Raw genomic sequence first — 17,024 nt, 5'->3', positions numbered from 1 at the left:
GCAGGAGGAAGGCAATTGCGTTCTTATCTTAAAGTCCTGATCATTTCTATGCTGGGACTCATCTTATTTATCCCGTCAGCCTTAGCTGACAACGCGGTTAAAAGAGTAGGGGGAAGCAACAGGTACGGTACGGCTGCTGCGCTTTCCAAGCAGGTGTATTCAACAGCGAGTACAGCTGTTGTCGTCGGCGGAGGTTCGTATGCAGATGCTATATCCGCTGCCCCGATGGCATATCAGAAAAATGCGCCGCTGCTTTACACAAACAAAGATAATTTGTCATCAGAGACGAAAACCCGTCTGAAAGAATTAAAAACAAAAACGGTCATTATCGTCGGCGGAACGCCTGCTGTGTCAGCAAATACAGCAAATCAAATCAAAGCGCTCGGCATCAGTGTTAAGAGAATTTCAGGAAGCAACCGATATGATACGGCAGCTAAAGTAGCAAAGGAAATGCCTGCCGCCTCAAAAGCCGTTATTGCAAACGGATTTTTATATGCTGACGCAATAGCTGCAATTCCATATGCCGCAAAGAACGGATATCCAATTTTGTTTACGAATAAAACAGCTATCAACAGTGCCACAGCAGGAGCTATAAAAAGCAAGGGGATCAAAAGCTCTATTGTAGCAGGGGGAACCGGGAGCATAAATGCCTCTGTCTTTAAGAAACTCCCTTCTCCAAAAAGAATCAGCGGAAGCAATCGATACGAACTTGCGGCCAATCTAGTTCAGCAATTAAATCTTCCGACAGGCAATGTATTCGTCAGCAATGGTTTCGGGTATGCAGACTCCATAGCGGGTGCTGCTCTTGCTGCAAAGAAAAAACAATCTATCATTCTGACAAACGGCAGCAATCTTTCAAAAGAAACAAGAGTCTTTATCGGGAGAAAAAAATTAAGCAGCTTTACCATTATTGGGAATACCCCGGCTGTCAGCTCAAATGTTGCAAACCAGCTGAAAAATCCGGCAGCGGGAAAAACAATTTTAATTGATCCGGGTCATGGAGGGAAAGATTCCGGTTCTATAGGTAACGGCATTTTAGAAAAAGACGTCAATCTTGATATCGCTAAAAGGCTGAATACAAAATTAAATGCTTCAGGTGCTCTGCCGGTCATGACGAGGTCTAATGATACATTTTATTCCTTGCAGGAAAGGGTAAATAAAGGTGCAACCGCAGGAGCGGATTTATTCATCAGCGTTCACGGCAATGCAAATGATGCAACTTCTGCAAACGGAACTGAGACCTACTATGATGAGACATATCAAGCCGCTGCAAGCAAACGCCTGGCAGGACAAATTCAGCCTAAGGTTGTTAATGCATTAAAAACAAGAGACAGAGCGGTTAAAACAGCGCCATTCTATGTCATTAAGTATTCCAAAATGCCTAGTGTATTAGTAGAGACGGCTTTTATTACGAATCCGTCTGATGCAAGTAAATTAAAGCAAGCATCCTATAAGGAAAAGGCAGCTGCAGCCATCAATGATGGAATCGTGTCTTATTATAAGTAAAACTTTTATATATTTGTGTACGAGCCTGCTGGTCAAAATTGATCGGCAGGCTTTTTCGTTGTTTTCCGCTCATAATGATCCTTTTCAATTATAGTAGCGGCCGTTTATGGATATGAATAGATTTACAATAAAAAAACAATAATCGAAACATTCTAATAAACATTAACGCTTCCTTTACTTCCAATTAACATCCATCTGCTAAACTCACGGCATAGGTCATCAAACATCCCAACAAATCGTGAGGTGTGTGTCAGTGGGAGCAGAGAAAAGCATGAATGTAAATAATAACTATGCAGTGCGGCAGGGGACTTCCGCTGCCGTTACGGAAAGAACGGCCCGTTATTTGGCTTTTAAGCGATTCATGGACATTGTGTTTGCGCTTGCGGGGCTCTTGGCGGCGCTCCCGGTGATGGGCCTGTTCTCCATACTGATTCGTTTGGAGTCGCCCGGCCCGGCTTTTTATAAGCAGGAGCGGGTAGGCAAAGACGGGAAGCCGTTTTATTTGTATAAGCTCCGCTCTATGAAAATAGATGCTGAAAAATCGGGGGCGGTCTGGGCGCTGAAAAAGGATCCCCGCGTGACAAAGGTCGGCGCTTTTATCAGAAGGACCCGTATTGATGAGCTGCCGCAGCTGGTAAATGTGCTTCGGGGAGAAATGAGCCTGATCGGCCCGCGTCCCGAGCGGCCCGTGTTTACGGAACAGTTTCAGGCTGAGATTCCGGGGTTTACGGAGCGGCTGGCCGTTAAGCCGGGATTAAGCGGCTGGGCGCAGGTCAACGGGGGATATGACATGACACCGAGGGAAAAACTAATGTTTGACTTATATTATATCCGCAACCTGACCTTTTCATTGGAACTGAAGATTATGCTCAAAACGTGCAAAGTGATCTGGACCGGTGACGGGGCGCGATAAAAATTCTGGTCAGCAGACAAAAAAGTAGGGAAAACGATGCCTAGTATTACAAATCAAATCTTGAGCGGCGCCAAATGGACAAGTATTTCGACAGCGTGTATTACGGTCATTCAAATCATCCAATTCGCCCTGCTCGGGCGGGTCATGTCACTGGCTGAATTCGGCCTTGTCGGCATGATCACAACGGTAGTGGTGTTTGCCCAAATTGCGCTTGATATGGGTTTTGGCGCCGCGCTCATTCAAAAAGATCATGTGACTGATAAACAGATGTCTTCCTTGTACTGGCTGAATATCGTAACGGGACTTGCGCTGTTTGCGCTGCTGTTTTTCAGCAGTCCGCTCATCGCCGATTTTTATCGGCGGGAGGAGCTTGTCTATTTAATCCGCGTGCTGGCCGTCATGTTTTTAATCGCGCCCATCGGTCAGCAATACCAGTATATGCTGCAAAAAGCGCTGGCATTTAACACGTTAAGCAAGATTGAAATCTTTTCAAATGTGCTGTCCTTCGTGTATTTGGCGGCCGCGGTTTTTTATACGGACCCGATTCTCGCCTATGTGATTTCCCAGGTGCTGCTGCAATCGTCGAAAGGGATTCTGTACTGGATGGCCTGCAGAAAAACATGGAGACCGGCGTTGGTTTTTGATCTGAAAGGAATGAAAGGCTTCTTTTCTTTCGGGGCCTTTCAGCTGTCTTCCCGGCTTGTGAACCGGCTCGGAGCGAATATTGATATGATTCTGATCGGCAGTTTTATCGGCGCTGAGGCGCTCGGCATTTACAATCTGGCCTACCAGATTGTCACGCTTCCGGTATTAAAAATTAATCCGATCATTACGAGAGTCGCGTTTCCCGTCTTTGCGAAAAACAAGCATGAAAACAGCGTTATCAGAGAAGGATTTCTCAATATGACCAAAATACTCGCGCTGATATCCTTTCCGCTTTTGCTCGGTTTGGTTTCAGTGTCGGATGCATTCGTGGCTTCGGTATTCGGAGAAAAATGGCTGGCGGCTGTCCCGGTTTTAAACGTTCTCGCCATCGTCGGGATATTAAGGGTTCTGATGAATCCGAACGGATCTGTGCTGCTCGCAAAAGGGCGGGCCGATCTGGCGTTTTATTGGGACGCCGGGGTGATGCTGCTGTATGGTGCATCTTTGTACGCCGCCGTGCTGTCCGGAAATCTCTTGACGGTAGCCTGGACGTACGCTTTCATCAGCATCCTGAATTTCCTGATCGGGCGCTGGCTGTTGGCATATGTCATTAAGCTGCGGCTGTCGGCTTACTTCAAAGCCGTGGCCAAACCGTTTCTGCTTACGGCGGCAATGGGTGTCATCGCTTTTACAGCCAGCTTCGGCACGGAGCGGATCAGCCTTGATGTCAAGCTGCGGCTGGCGATCTCCGTAGCCTGCGGCGCGTTGTGTTATTTATTCCTGTTAGGAAAAGCTTATCCGCATATGAAAAGTAAATTAAGAAAAGGACGTTTGCTATGAAGGTATTGTGGATGACAAGTGTCTATCCGAGCAGTGAGAAGCCGGGAGAAGGCGTTTTTCATGAGACGCAGGCCCAAGAACTGAGAAAGCTTGGCGCGGAGATGACCGTCATTTGTCCGCGGCCGAAACTCCCCGCGCCATTCCGGGTGCTGAAAAAGACGTATCGGCAAAAGGATATCAGGCCGGCGCATGAATGGCGGAAAGGCGTGTCCGTCCACCGGCCGTTTTATCAGGCGGTTCCCGGGCAGCTGAAATGGGCGCAGCCGCATAAAAGAATGGCGTCATCGGTTCTTTCCGCGATTAAAAATCATGGCCTGAAGCCCGATCTGATTCACGCGCATTTCGCCATGCCGTCAGGCGGAGCGGCCGCCATTGTGTCAAAGGCTTTAGGCATTCCGTATGTGCTGACCTTGCATGGCAGTGATGTCAATGTCTATCCGCATTACAGCAAAAGCGCTCATCGCGCATTTACATTTGCGGTGCGGGAAGCAGCCGATATTTACGCTGTGAGCGGCAGTCTGCGGGAACAAATGAAAAAGCTCATCGAAGCGGAGTGCAGCGTGCTTCCGATCGGCATCACGCTTGACGCCTTCCGAGAAAGGAACGAGACGAAAGAAGCCGTCAGAAAACGGCTCGGCCTTCCTCCGGATAAAAAACTGATCGTGTTCATCGGCAGGCTTGTCAAAGAGAAAGGTGTTTTCGACTTATCAAAAGCCGTTCAGTCATTGGATGAAAATTATGAAGCTGTCTTTGTCGGTGACGGTCCCGCCGCATCTTCATTGCGGGAAGCCGCTCATATCGTCACGGGGCAAGTGCCGAACGACAAGGTACAGGACTATCTGCTGGCCTCGGATGTAATGGCGCTGCCGTCCTACAGCGAAGGCATGCCGACTGTGGTCATTGAGGCGCTCGCTCTGAAGGTGCCGGTAATCTGCACCGATGTCGGAGGATTGGCTTCTTTATTCGGGAAACACCGAGGGTTGCTGATCAAGCCGGGTTCACCTGAGACGCTGGCAGAATCGATTCTGCAATATGACGGAGGAGAGGCTTGGACGCCGCAAACAGCCGAGGAACTTTATCAAACCGTCCGCACGTATTTTGACGCAACCCAAAACGCGAAAGCACTGAAAGAGAAATACCGATCCGTAATGAACCGGGCCGGGCAAGAGGAGAACCTTTCGAAAGAGGGATGAAGCTGTGAAAAAAATCGCTGTATTAGGAACAGGGTATGTAGGTCTTGTATCTGGAACTTGTTTTGCGGAAATCGGCCATCATGTGACTTGCTGTGACATCAATGAAGCGAAAATCAGAAGCTTGCAAAACGGAGTCATCCCGATATATGAACCGGGGCTTGAGGAATTAGCCGAAAAAAATGTCAGTGCCGGGCGCTTATCCTTTACGGCCGGCATTGAGCCGGCTGTGAAAGCCGCTGATATCATCTATATCGCCGTCGGTACGCCGATGTCAAAGACGGGTGAAGCCGATCTGACCTACATTAAGGCAGCGGCGCAAACAATCGGAGAACAGCTGAACGGATACAAAATCATTGTCACCAAAAGCACTGTTCCGGTCGGGACGGGAAAGCTCGTTTACCAAATCGTCAGCGAAGCGTCAAAGGGAAAATATCCATTTGATGTCGCGTCAAATCCTGAATTCCTCCGCGAAGGTTCGGCGGTGCAGGATACGATGCAGATGGAGCGGGCGGTTATCGGCGCCACAAGCGAACATGCCGCTTCGGTCATTGAAGAGCTTCATAAGCCGTTCCGTACGAAGATCGTAAAGACCAATCTTGAAAGCGCGGAAATGATTAAGTATGCCGCAAATGCTTTTTTAGCCGCCAAAATATCTTTTATTAACGATATCGCCAATATTTGCGAACGTGTCGGGGCGGACATTTCCCACGTGTCAGAAGGCGTCGGTCTTGACAGCCGGATCGGGAATAAATTTCTGCAGGCGGGCATCGGATTCGGCGGATCCTGCTTTCCGAAGGATACAACGGCTTTATTGCATATCGCAAACACCGCCGGCTATCCGTTTCAAATGATGGAAGCCGTCATTGAAACCAATCAGAAGCAGCGGGTCCGTATTACGGAAAAATTGAACCGCGCCATCGGTCCCTTAAAAGGGAAAACCGCGGCCGTACTGGGGCTGGCCTTTAAACCGCACACAAATGACGTCCGCTCCGCCCCGGCTCTTGATATCATCACAAGTCTTAAAGAGCAGGGCGCTCACGTGAAAGCGTATGATCCGATCGCGATTCCCGAAGCGTCAGCGATATTAGGAGACGGCGGCATTGAATATCACACAGAGCTGTACAGTGCCATCAAAAACGCGGACGCATGCCTGATTACAACAGATTGGCCGGAAGTCAAGGAGATGGATCTTCAGAGAGTGAAGCAGCTGCTCAAACAGCCGGTCATCATTGACGGCAGAAATATGTTTCCGCTGGAATATATGAGGGTTTCAGGATTCACTTATCATTCCGTCGGACGTCCGGCGGTTCATGCCGATCGGCAAATAAAAGAACTGGCAAGATAGAAAAAGATTTGTCTTCAGGCTCTCGGCAGCCCGGCTCGGCTGCCGGTTTTGGAAAGGGGTTTGCCATGTGAGTATCAAACGTTCAGCGGCACATGTTCTTGTGCTGCTTGCCGCTCTCATTACAGGAGGATTCATCATGCTGGAGGCGGTCAGGGCGGATGCCGGATTCGGAAAAATCACCGTGCTGCTGTTTGCCGCCATGATCGGCTTTGCCGGACTTGCTTTGCTATCCGCCTTTACAACAAACGGTCAGATGTTTATGGGGCTCATTTATATCCTGATCGCGTGTACATTTTTAAACCAGGCCTTCTTTGCGGTCCATCTCGGATTTTTCAGCTTATTTATATACCGGCTGTTATTAATCGGAGCGGGCGCCCTTCACGTCGCCGGCATCCTGACAAACCGTCATCATATTGACAGATGGAATCGGGTGAATGTAAAAGGGGTTCTGATGTTTTTCGCCTTATGGTTTACATACGGTCTCCTATCGTTATTGTGGGCAAAATCCGTGACGTACGGGATTAAATATTTAGCTTTAATGGGAATGGGCATGTTTTTGATTTATCTTATTGTCATGTTCATTCAGCGCTTTGATCAGCTGATGGTTTTTTACGGCATATGGCTTGTGATGACCATTTTTGTGATGGCGATCGGCTTTTACAACCATTTTACACACCACCATCTGCCGAGCTCCACGCTTTATAACGGCCCGCAGTACAAACAGCATTATCCGACGTCCGTTTTCTTTAATCAAAATGATTTCGCGACGTTTTTGTGCATCAGTTTCTTTCTGTATGCGGCGGCGGTGAAAAATATGAAAAACGGCTATGTGAAGGCCGTCAGCCTGCTCTTTGCAATCTGCGCTTTGTATTTAATCATTTTGACCGGTTCGCGCGCGAGTCTGCTGGGCATATGTGCGGGGGCGGCTGTATACGTCTTCATCCTGCTGCCTTCCCTGTTGAAAAAACTCGCGCTGTACGCAGCGGGAGCGGGTGCGGCGCTGTTTGCGGTTTTATTTGCGGGCCGTATCACCAACGCCGTCTTGAATCTGTTTTCAGCTCCGCAGGCGATGCCGGGACAGCAACCGCTTCCTTCCAACCTTGCGAGGGCGAATCTTTTAAAAAACGCCTTTCACTATGTGATTGATTCCTGGGGGTTCGGAGTGGGTGCCGGAAACGTCTCTTACTATTTAAAAGCGGAGCCCGTTTATGATACGGGCGGCGTAGTTGAGGTGCACAACTGGCTCGTCGAGATTATGGCGAACTTCGGCGTGCTTACGATGCTCGGTTACCTGACAGTCTATTTGTTCCTTTTTTGGACACTTTATAAATGTCATGAAAGAAAATCGGAAAATCAGTCAAGACTGATCACAGAAGGACTTATCACGGCGATGGCCGGTTTTTTGGTAAGCAGCATCAGCCCAAGCTCCGTATCAAATTTATTTTTCCACTGGGTATTTCTCTCGCTCGTGATCGCGGCGGTCAATATATTGAGGCGGTTACAAAAGGAGCCTGCCGTCACGGCGTACTATGAAAAACAGGGAGATGCGAGATGAAGGATATGTTGACAAGAATAACCCGGCGTATCAAAAAGAATATTATTTGGATCATTGCGCTGCCCGTTGTGTTAGGGGCGGCGGGATATGTAGTGCCGTCAAAAATCAGCGGGAGCAGCAGTTTTACATCAGAAGCCGCGATCGCCGCGGGAAATTATGATCATCCGCTTTATAACAATACAAAAGAAATCCCGCTCCTTTTGATGAGCGATGCCTTTTTAAAGCAGGCTCTGCCTGATAAAACAGACGAAGAAAGAGCGGCCGTGAAAAGTAAACTGACTGTCGAAACACAATCAGATTCATTGATCACGGTCAGCTACAGCGGCCAAAACAAACAGGATACTGAATCGGTGTTTCAAGCCGTCATAACAACTTTTCTGAAGAATGATCAGGACCTGTTTGAAAAACGGGCAAAAGTAGTGCGGCAGAGTATTGCTGCGCTTGAAGGAGAAACCGTCAGCGCGGACGCCAAAGTGGATAAGGAACGATTTTTATACGAATTGAAAAATACGCAGCTGAACCTGAAAGCGGCCGGCATCATCAATTCAGAGCCGATGAATGAAACGGCGGGAGAAGGCATGCCGCCGAAAAGGAAAGCGGTTCTGGGCGTTTTAATCGGCATTGCAGTTGCATTTATGTTCATTGTCATTCCTGAGTTTTTTAGAGAGTCCTTGTAAAAATCTGCGATGGAGATGTGACCATGACAAACTGGAAACCTTTCGTATCTGTCATTACACCGTCTTATAACGCAAGTGAATATATCGAAGACACGATTCAGTCTGTTTTACATCAAAGCCACCCGCATTGGGAAATGATTATTGCGGATGATTGTTCAACGGACGGAACGAGAGATATTTTACAGCACTATGAACAAAAGGATGAGCGGATCCGCGTCGTTTATTTAGAGAAAAACGGGGGAGCCGCGGCTGCCAGAAATACAGCCCTTAAACATGCCAAGGGCCGTTATGTCGCATTTCTGGACAGCGATGACAGATGGAAAAAGGAAAAGCTTCAAAAACAGCTTGCGTTTATGGCAGAGCGGTCCTGCGCTTTTTCATTTACGGGCTACAGCGTCATGGAGCAGGACGGAACGCCGACGGACAAAACGATTCAAGCCCCTGAAAGCCTGTCATATGATGAAGCTTTAAAAAACACGATTATCGGATGTTTAACGGTCATGATTGACAGAGAGCAGACGGGGCAGATTCAAATGCCTGATATCAGAACGCGGCAGGATTTAGCGACATGGCTTTCCTTGCTGAAAAGGGGATTTACGGCTTACGGCCTGAATGAGTGCCTTTCAGAATACAGGCTTGTGCAGAATTCGATTTCAAGCAACAAGTGGAAAGCCGCAAAAAAAACGTGGTTTGTTTATAGAGAAATTGAGCGCCTGCATTTTATCAAGGCTTCGTGGTGTTTTATGCAATATGCGAAAAACGCGGTCTTGAAAAGACTGTAGGCGTCAGAGGAGCTGGGTGATGAAGGTGGAACCGATTATTCACGTAATCGTCGGAGCGGCGGAATGGGGGCATGACCGGCTGAGATACAGACGGCACCGGCTGGCTGAATTTCTCGCCCGGCAAAAAGAAACGAAAAGCGTCATTTGGGTATGCCCGTCTCCGCGAGCCAATGATGGTCAGATGGCCGGGATCGCCGAGGGAATCCGGCAGTTCACTGTAAAGGATCTCATGCAGCAAAAAGCTTTCCGCTTCGGCAGGTATACAGACATGTGCTACAGGCATAAGCTTTCACCATTGGTGAACGTGCTGAAGGAAGAAGGGGAAGGGGCCCGCTGCTGCTTATGGTACACCTTCCCCGGTTTTCCGCTGCTGGCAGATCTGTTTCCTTGGGATGAAGTGATTTACGATTGCAGTGATCTGTGGGCCGCTCCGATCAGCGGCCGGTCCGGAGTGCTGTCAAATGTTAGAAGCAACATCATTAAACAGGCGGAAATGAGAATCATTCAGCGTGCCGATTCCATTACATGTACATCTGACTGTCTGCACCAGGAGGTCGGAAAAAAGCTGGAGAATCCGCACCAGAAAGTGTTCACCATTGAAAACGGTGTGGAATATGACCTGTTTTCACGGGAAAATAAACAGCCGGATGAAGACATTTTACGGGGACGGGACGGAACGGTTCTCGGTTTTATCGGCGGAATCAAACCGAAGCTCGATTTTGCGCTTCTGGCGAAAACGGCAGATGTGAGGCCTGACTGGACGATTTTATTGGTAGGCCCGAACACGGCTCAGGACGATTCGGATTTCAAGTCGCTTCTGGAGCGTCCGAATGTCATCTGGACGGGACCTGCCGCCCCGAATGAAGTGCCGTCCTATATGCAGCTTGTCGACATCGGCATCATGCCGTATAAAAATTCCCCTTATAATGATGCGGTATTTCCGCTTAAGCTTTTTGAATTTTTAGCCGCCGGGAAACCGGTTGTCGGCTGCAACCTTTCTTCTACGTCAAAAATCAAAAGGCCTTTCGTCTATGAATACGTTGAAGGCAGTGACCCCGCAGATTTCATCGCGGCCTGCGACGCGCTTCTGGCAGCGGACCGCAGCGGATCATATGAGGCTTTGCGCCGTGAATTGGCCCGGAGACGGGATTGGAATGTTTTATTCGGCCGAATGCTCGAATGCACGGGTATATTGAAAAATGCGCAATCCCATTAAAAGGGAAAGCGCATTTTTTGATTTGCGTGTTTCTTTTTGATGATGCTTGTTATAATAACTAGTAAGAATTATAATGGAAGGAACGGTTCAATATCAGAAAAGACTTCATATAATTCCAAAGGAGACTTCTTTATGCTTGACGAACGCATGTTTCGCATAGTTGTTGCGTTTTTTGTCTCTCTGCTAACGGTTTTAATCCTAACTCCTATCGTAAAAAAAATTGCGATCAAAATAGGTGCAGTTGACCAGCCCAGCAACCGAAAAGTACATGATAAAATAATGCCCCGTATGGGCGGCTTGGCCATCTTTATCGGCGTAGCGGCGGGTGTGCTCGCGGCCGGCATATATAATGAAACGAAAATGACCGCCATCACAGTGGGTGCGTTTATTATTGTTATTTTAGGAATCCTTGATGATAAATACCAATTAAGCGCAAAGGTAAAGTTTTTCGTCCAGCTGGCCGTGGCCATTATGATTGTGAGCACGGGACTGAAAATGGACTTTTTCTCCGTACCGTTTTTAACGGAACGTTTAGAATTGGGATGGGTCGCTTACCCGCTGACTGTGTTATGGATCGTCGGTATTACGAACGCGATGAACCTGATTGACGGTTTGGACGGACTCGCTGCCGGCCTGTCGGTCATCGGACTCTCCACTATCGCCGTTATGGCGTTGTCCGGAGGGAAAATCCTTATTCTGTCACTTTCACTTGTCGTGATAGGAAGCACACTCGGATTTTTATTTTATAATTTTCACCCGGCAAAGATATTTATGGGAGATACCGGATCGCTCTTTCTCGGATACGTCATCTCAGTACTCTCATTATTAGGTCTTTATAAAAGTGTTACTTTATTCAGTATCATCATTCCGATCATCATTTTGGGCGTGCCGATTTTTGATACGACATTCGCCGTCATCAGGCGGATTTTAAACAAACAGCCGATCTCAGCGCCTGATAAGTCACATATACACCACCGGCTGATGGCCTTCGGGCTGTCACACCGCACGGCTGTCATTATCATTTATTTAATCGGCTTTATTTTCAGCGTCAGTGCCATCCTGCTGAAAAGCGCGACCATATGGCTTTCGCTGTTTATTATTTTTGTATTGATTGTATTTATGCAAATCATAGCAGAGGTCACAGGGTTAGTAAATGAACAATTTAAACCATTTACCAAGTTTTACAAAAGATTGGTAAAGAAAAATTAAAAAGAGCAGATCATGCGAATGGTCTGCTTTTTTGTGGATTCTGCTATTCTCTTATTATATAAAAAAACCCGATCCTGCTCAAAGGATCGGGTTTACTCTTAATAGCCTGTTGTGCCGCCGGACTGTGTGCTGTCCGTACCGTTTGCGCCAGCAGTGCCGTTGGTTGAATCGGTTGTGCCGCTTGTTCCTGTGCTGCCGGAAGTCGAATCAGTCGTACTGTCCGTTCCGGTGCTGCTGGAAGTCGAATCAGTCGTGCCGTCTGTTCCCGTGCTGCTTCCGGATGGGTAATCCAGATGTTTCTGCAATTCCTGCCGTATTTTTTCGAGATTGGTCGGATCCGGTTGGAAATAATATGTTCCGCGCGTAGTTGCAGTTCCGCCTAAATATAAATCTGATCCTGTTATGGTCAGTGTATCAATCTTCTTGCTGGTAAAGCCGCTGTAAATCTGCTGAAGAGCGAGTCCTTCAGTGATTCGGATATTCGTTTGGACGTTGTTGCTCGCTGTTTCAGCGATTTTATCGATTTTAGCAATATTTCCAGCTCTGGACATTTGGTCGATCAGTGCATTTAGGATTTGCTTTTGGCGGTCATTCCGGCCGAAGTCTCCGCGCTTATCCTGTTTTCTCATCCGCGCATAAGCCAAAGCCTGCTCACCGTTCAAATGCATGTTTCCTTTCTTGAAATAGATCCGTTTCTTTTTACTGACGTCACTCATCTCGTCGAAGTCAAAAGGCACTTTTACATCGACCCCGCCTACCTCATCAATAACATCCTTAAAGCCATTGAAGTCGACAGTGACATATTTATCAATCGGTATGTCTAATAAATCTTCTACGGTTGACACGGTTTCATCCGCTCCGCCCTTAGCAAAAGCCGCATTGATTTTTGATTTTTTACCGGTTGTGTCGCCGGCAAGCGTCACCCGCGTATCACGCGGAATACTCAGCATTTTCATTGTTTTATTTCTCGGATCAAGGGTAACGACAATAAGGGAATCTGATCGTCCGCCTTTTCCGCTGGTGGCATAATTTTCGATCCCCATAAACAAAATGGAGAACGGTTTTTTCTTCATATTGATGACTTTATCCCGCAATTTTGATTTGTCTCCGCGGGAAAGGGCATCATATGCATTATCTGCCGCATTGATCGTTTTGTATACTTTGTATCCGCCAAACCCGGCAGCGACTAACAAAACGAGGGTAAGCAGCAGCAAAATCCGTTTGAATATGATCTTTCGTTTGCTTTTCTTTTTCTTTCGAACACGCACTCTTACACGTTCAGCCATTACATTAGTCTCCTTTAGGGCTGACGTCTGTTTCTAAATACGTCAGTTCTCCCTCTGTATTCTTACTCTTGCCGTTCGTCAGTTCTGTCATCCATTTGATAAACTCGTCTTTGTCTTTTTCTTCAACGTACGTTTCAAATTCGACATGATCCGCATAATGGATATCTTTCAGTAAAAAAACTGATTCTCTCAGTTCGTTCTCTATCTTGCCGAGCCACGTATAATCCGCTGATGTATGCATAATCCGCATCAGCTTCCGCTCCGTAACTCCTATATGATTTAAGCCTTCAGACACTGACTTCCCATATGCACGAATCAATCCGCCTGCACCGAGCTTTATTCCGCCGAAATACCGGGTAACCACCGCGCAGGTATCTTTCAGACCGCGTTTTTTCAGCACTTCCAGCATGGGGACGCCGGCTGTGCCGCTTGGTTCTCCGTCATCATTCGCCTTTTGTATATGGTCGGTTTCGCCGATCAGATAAGCAGAGCAGTTATGAGTCGCATTCCAGTGCTGTTTTTTTATCTTTTGTATAAATTCCTGCGCTTCCTCTTCAGAAGCAGCACGGCTCAGGTGACAGATAAAACGCGATTTTTCAATCACAATCTCATGTTCACCCGTTTCTTTAACTGTTAAATAGCTGTGCAGCATGATTGCTGGACCCTCCTGACAAGCATTAAAAGACTTGTTTCTACAAATTCGAACAGACTTTAGAATTTTTGCGCATATTTTGGTATCATGAAAGAGTAAGATACTATATAAAAATGTTTTTTTCTAGAATATACGCATTCTTTCATTATAATTCGACATAAATTGCAGTTCAATTACATTTATAATAAAAATACATAACAACACCGTTACGGAGGGAGACAGATGAATAAATCGAAGATGGACTCCAAAGTTTTGGATTCTATACTTATGAAAATGCTGAAAACCGTGGACGGGAGTAAGGACGAGGTTTTTCAAATCGGAGAGCAGTCGCGCCAGCAATATGAGCAGCTGGTTGAAGAACTCAAACAGATCAAACAGCAGGTCTACGAAGTCATTGAGCTGGGCGACAAACTTGAAGTTCATACGCGGCACGCACGAAACCGCTTGTCTGAAGTAAGCAGAAATTTCCATAAATTCAGCGAAGAAGAAATTCGCAACGCCTATGAAAAGGCGCACAAACTTCAAGTGGAACTGACGATGATCCAACAGCGTGAAAAGCAGCTGCGGGAGCGCAGAGATGATTTAGAACGCCGGCTTTTAGGTCTTCAGGAAATCATTGAACGGTCAGAATCGTTGGTCAGCCAAATAACCGTCGTTCTGAATTACCTGAATCAAGACCTTCGCCAAGTAGGGCTTCTTCTTGCCGATGCGCAGGCTAAACAAGATTTCGGTTTAAGAATCATTGAAGCCCAAGAGGAAGAAAGAAAAAGAGTTTCCAGAGAAATTCATGACGGTCCCGCGCAAATGCTGGCAAATGTCATGATGAGATCTGAATTAATTGAACGGATCTTCCGCGACCGCGGCACGGAGGACGGATTTCAGGAAATCAGAAATCTGCGGCAGAATGTGCGGAATGCCCTTTACGAAGTCAGAAGGATTATATATGATTTAAGACCGATGGCATTGGACGATCTCGGGCTGATTCCGACACTGAGAAAATATCTTTATACAACTGAAGAATACAACGGAAAGGTGAAAATACATTTTCAGTGCATCGGAGACACGGAGAACCAAAGGCTTGCCCCGCAATTTGAAGTGGCGCTTTTCCGTCTCGCTCAGGAAGCCGTCACAAATGCACTCAAGCATTCAGAATCAGAGGAAATTACAGTAAAAGTGGAAGTAACCGCTGATTTTGTCGTTCTCATCATTAAGGACAATGGAAAAGGCTTTGATATTAAGGATGCTAAACAAAAGAAAAACAAGTCATTCGGCTTGCTGGGAATGAAAGAAAGAGTAGATCTGCTTGAAGGAACGATAACGATAGACTCTAAAATAGGTCTTGGGACATTTATCATGATTAAGGTTCCGTTATCTCTCGGCCTATAATTTGTTAAATAGAGCCAAAAGACATATTGACCGAACAGCGGCGTATATAGAACAATAGGATAAGGAGGCGTAGCGTGTGACTAAAGTAAATATTGTTATTATCGACGACCATCAACTATTCCGTGAGGGTGTAAAAAGAATATTGGATTTTGAACCTACCTTTGAAGTGGTAGCAGAAGGTGACGATGGAGATGAGGCGGCTCGAATCGTCGAGCATTATCATCCCGATGTTGTCATAATGGACATCAATATGCCGAATGTAAATGGAGTAGAGGCTACTAAACAGCTTGTTGAGCTGTACCCTGAATCTAAGGTGATTATCCTCTCCATCCATGATGATGAAAACTATGTGACTCATGCTTTAAAAACAGGTGCAAGAGGCTATCTCCTGAAAGAGATGGACGCAGATACTTTAATCGAAGCAGTGAAAGTGGTAGCCGAGGGAGGTTCTTACCTTCACCCGAAAGTAACCCACAATCTTGTCAACGAATTCCGCCGTCTTGCGACAAGCGGAGTTTCTGCTCATCCTCAGCATGAGGTTTACCCGGAAATCCGGAGACCATTACATATATTAACGAGACGGGAATGTGAAGTGCTGCAAATGCTTGCAGACGGAAAAAGCAACCGCGGAATCGGTGAATCGTTGTTTATCAGTGAGAAAACAGTGAAAAATCACGTGAGTAATATTTTGCAGAAAATGAACGTTAATGACCGGACACAAGCCGTTGTCGTGGCCATTAAAAACGGCTGGGTAGAGATGCGTTAGTCATGTGTGAGAAGACTTGCCTGTTATGGCAAGTCTTTTTTTACAGCTGCATATCTATTAAAATACTTATTAAGTACTTAATAAGGCAGGTAAAGTGATGAAGATTGCAGTTGTAACAGACAGTACAGCATATATTCCGAAAGAGATGAGAGAAGAACATCATATTCATATGATTCCTCTCCAAGTGGTTTTCGGTGAAAAAACATTCCGCGAAGAAACAGAACTCGACTGGAGAAGTTTTTATAAAGAAGTAAAAAATCATGATGAGCTGCCGACTACGTCCCAGCCTTCTTTCGGTGAATTAATCGCATTGTACGAAGAACTGGGCAAAACATATGACGCAGTCATAAGCATACATTTGTCCAGCGGAATCAGCGGAACTTATAACAGCGCCGCCTCGGCAAACACTATGGTTGATCATATTAAAGTTTATCCCTTTGATTCAGAGATCAGCTGTTTGGCACAAGGTTTTTATGCATTAAAGGCAGCACAGCTCATTAAAGACGGTGTTGACTCACCGGAAGAGATTATAAAAGAGCTGGAAGAAATGAAAAAAACAGTCCGTGCGTATTTTATGGTGGACGATTTATCACACCTCCAGCGGGGCGGGCGTCTAAGCAGTGCTCAGGCTTTTATCGGCGGTCTGTTAAAGGTAAAGCCTATTCTTTATTTTGACAATAAGGTAATTGTTCCTTTTGAGAAGATTCGGACACGCAAAAAAGCGATTTCGAGAATTTTTGAGCTGTTTGGGGAGGATGCAAGTAAAGGAATCCCGATGCGGGCCGCTGTCATCCATGCAAACAGGGAAGAAGAAGCGGCGGATATTATACAGGAGTTAAGCGGTAAATATCCTCATGTCGAATTCTATAACAGCTATTTCGGTGCCGTGATCGGAACCCATTTGGGCGAAGGCGCCATCGGAATCGGCTGGTGCTTTAAAAACTAAGTGAAAATCTCCGTTTTCAAGGGCGGAGATTTTTTTATTATTAAGTTTTCGTGATTCGACAAAAAAATTCCCGGCAGGCATACTTTGAGCAGAAAGGAGGCAGGGAG

General features: G+C 46.5%; 15 protein-coding genes. 13 read left to right on the top strand and 2 right to left on the bottom strand.

The features are described from left to right. Nucleotides 1-15 precede the first annotated feature (15 nt). The 10 genes from GNE05_RS18145 to GNE05_RS18100 all read left to right on the top strand — a co-directional run bounded on the left by GNE05_RS18145 (nucleotide 16) and on the right by GNE05_RS18100 (nucleotide 11,881). Complete coding sequence (locus GNE05_RS18145; RefSeq protein ID WP_021494104.1) at nucleotides 16-1,506, top strand: N-acetylmuramoyl-L-alanine amidase; 1,491 nt, start codon at nucleotides 16-18, stop codon at nucleotides 1,504-1,506. A 253-nt stretch (nucleotides 1,507-1,759) separates the two neighbouring features. Next, nucleotides 1,760-2,419, top strand: a complete 660-nt coding sequence (locus GNE05_RS18140; protein WP_003151373.1) for an exopolysaccharide biosynthesis polyprenyl glycosylphosphotransferase — start codon at nucleotides 1,760-1,762, stop codon at nucleotides 2,417-2,419. Between the two features lie 36 nt (nucleotides 2,420-2,455). After that, nucleotides 2,456-3,904, top strand: coding sequence for a teichuronic acid biosynthesis protein TuaB (gene tuaB / locus GNE05_RS18135; RefSeq protein ID WP_033575215.1), 1,449 nt, complete (start codon nucleotides 2,456-2,458; stop codon nucleotides 3,902-3,904). After that, nucleotides 3,901-5,097: a teichuronic acid biosynthesis protein TuaC gene (gene tuaC, locus GNE05_RS18130; protein ID WP_160183060.1), complete on the top strand. Its 1,197-nt coding sequence runs from the start codon at nucleotides 3,901-3,903 to the stop codon at nucleotides 5,095-5,097. Before tuaB ends, tuaC begins: the two co-directional genes overlap by 4 nt. A gap of 4 nt (nucleotides 5,098-5,101) precedes the next feature. Beyond that, nucleotides 5,102-6,442 carry a UDP-glucose 6-dehydrogenase TuaD gene (gene tuaD, locus GNE05_RS18125; protein WP_160183059.1) on the top strand — a complete coding sequence of 447 codons (1,341 nt, stop codon included), beginning with the start codon at nucleotides 5,102-5,104 and terminating at the stop codon, nucleotides 6,440-6,442. A 67-nt stretch (nucleotides 6,443-6,509) separates the two neighbouring features. Then, the gene (tuaE, locus tag GNE05_RS18120; protein WP_032869544.1) at nucleotides 6,510-7,997 is read left to right on the top strand and encodes a teichuronic acid biosynthesis protein TuaE; all 1,488 of its coding nucleotides are present in this window, start codon (nucleotides 6,510-6,512) and stop codon (nucleotides 7,995-7,997) included. Continuing rightward, nucleotides 7,994-8,674: a teichuronic acid biosynthesis protein TuaF gene (tuaF, locus tag GNE05_RS18115; RefSeq protein ID WP_160183058.1), complete on the top strand. Its 681-nt coding sequence runs from the start codon at nucleotides 7,994-7,996 to the stop codon at nucleotides 8,672-8,674. The genes tuaE and tuaF overlap by 4 nt, the downstream gene beginning before the upstream one ends. A gap of 23 nt (nucleotides 8,675-8,697) precedes the next feature. Further along, entirely contained in the window at nucleotides 8,698-9,456 is a 759-nt protein-coding gene (gene tuaG / locus GNE05_RS18110; RefSeq protein WP_060673978.1) for a teichuronic acid biosynthesis protein TuaG, read from the top strand. 19 nt (nucleotides 9,457-9,475) lie between these two features. Beyond that, entirely contained in the window at nucleotides 9,476-10,672 is a 1,197-nt protein-coding gene (gene tuaH, locus GNE05_RS18105; protein WP_160183057.1) for a teichuronic acid biosynthesis protein TuaH, read from the top strand. Between the two features lie 132 nt (nucleotides 10,673-10,804). Further along, nucleotides 10,805-11,881, top strand: a complete 1,077-nt coding sequence (locus GNE05_RS18100) for a glycosyltransferase family 4 protein (protein WP_003151382.1) — start codon at nucleotides 10,805-10,807, stop codon at nucleotides 11,879-11,881. Between the two features lie 98 nt (nucleotides 11,882-11,979). On the opposite strand, the gene GNE05_RS18095 is transcribed toward GNE05_RS18100, so the two are convergent. Both GNE05_RS18095 and GNE05_RS18090 read right to left on the bottom strand, forming a co-directional pair. Continuing rightward, nucleotides 11,980-13,167 (bottom strand): LCP family protein, encoded by a 1,188-nt coding sequence (locus GNE05_RS18095; RefSeq protein ID WP_160183056.1) that lies wholly within the window; start codon nucleotides 13,165-13,167, stop codon nucleotides 11,980-11,982. Between the two features lie 4 nt (nucleotides 13,168-13,171). Further along, nucleotides 13,172-13,819 (bottom strand): YigZ family protein, encoded by a 648-nt coding sequence (locus GNE05_RS18090; protein WP_007614107.1) that lies wholly within the window; start codon nucleotides 13,817-13,819, stop codon nucleotides 13,172-13,174. A gap of 222 nt (nucleotides 13,820-14,041) precedes the next feature. On the opposite strand from GNE05_RS18090, the gene degS reads away from it, so the two are divergent. The 3 genes from degS (at nucleotide 14,042) to GNE05_RS18075 (ending at nucleotide 16,917) form a co-directional block, all read left to right on the top strand. Next, on the top strand, nucleotides 14,042-15,205 hold the full coding sequence (gene degS, locus GNE05_RS18085; protein ID WP_007407484.1) for a two-component sensor histidine kinase DegS: 1,164 nt from the start codon (nucleotides 14,042-14,044) through the stop codon (nucleotides 15,203-15,205). A gap of 76 nt (nucleotides 15,206-15,281) precedes the next feature. Beyond that, on the top strand, nucleotides 15,282-15,971 hold the full coding sequence (degU, locus tag GNE05_RS18080; protein ID WP_003219701.1) for a two-component system response regulator DegU: 690 nt from the start codon (nucleotides 15,282-15,284) through the stop codon (nucleotides 15,969-15,971). Between the two features lie 97 nt (nucleotides 15,972-16,068). Next, nucleotides 16,069-16,917, top strand: coding sequence for a DegV family protein (locus tag GNE05_RS18075; RefSeq protein ID WP_072177036.1), 849 nt, complete (start codon nucleotides 16,069-16,071; stop codon nucleotides 16,915-16,917). Nucleotides 16,918-17,024: the final 107 nt, after the last annotated feature.

The organism is Bacillus sp. AM1(2019) (assembly GCF_009906915.1).
GTDB classification, from domain to species: domain Bacteria; phylum Bacillota; class Bacilli; order Bacillales; family Bacillaceae; genus Bacillus; species Bacillus velezensis.
The sequence above is the reverse complement of the archived record's forward strand: the minus strand, read 5'-3'. Positions and strand labels throughout refer to the sequence as shown.

Bases quoted from the DNA above. Each gene is read 5' to 3' on its own strand.
- tuaB (WP_033575215.1), top strand. From the start codon at position 2,456: ATGCCTAGTATTACAAATCAAATCTTGAGCGGCGCCAAATGGACAAGT.
- tuaC (WP_160183060.1), top strand. From the start codon at position 3,901: ATGAAGGTATTGTGGATGACAAGTGTCTATCCGAGCAGTGAGAAGCCG.
- tuaF (WP_160183058.1), top strand. From the start codon at position 7,994: ATGAAGGATATGTTGACAAGAATAACCCGGCGTATCAAAAAGAATATT.
- tuaG (WP_060673978.1), top strand. From the start codon at position 8,698: ATGACAAACTGGAAACCTTTCGTATCTGTCATTACACCGTCTTATAAC.
- tuaH (WP_160183057.1), top strand. From the start codon at position 9,476: ATGAAGGTGGAACCGATTATTCACGTAATCGTCGGAGCGGCGGAATGG.
- GNE05_RS18100 (WP_003151382.1), top strand. From the start codon at position 10,805: ATGCTTGACGAACGCATGTTTCGCATAGTTGTTGCGTTTTTTGTCTCT.
- GNE05_RS18095 (WP_160183056.1), bottom strand. From the start codon at position 13,167: ATGGCTGAACGTGTAAGAGTGCGTGTTCGAAAGAAAAAGAAAAGCAAA.
- GNE05_RS18090 (WP_007614107.1), bottom strand. From the start codon at position 13,819: ATGCTGCACAGCTATTTAACAGTTAAAGAAACGGGTGAACATGAGATT.
- degS (WP_007407484.1), top strand. From the start codon at position 14,042: ATGAATAAATCGAAGATGGACTCCAAAGTTTTGGATTCTATACTTATG.
- GNE05_RS18075 (WP_072177036.1), top strand. From the start codon at position 16,069: ATGAAGATTGCAGTTGTAACAGACAGTACAGCATATATTCCGAAAGAG.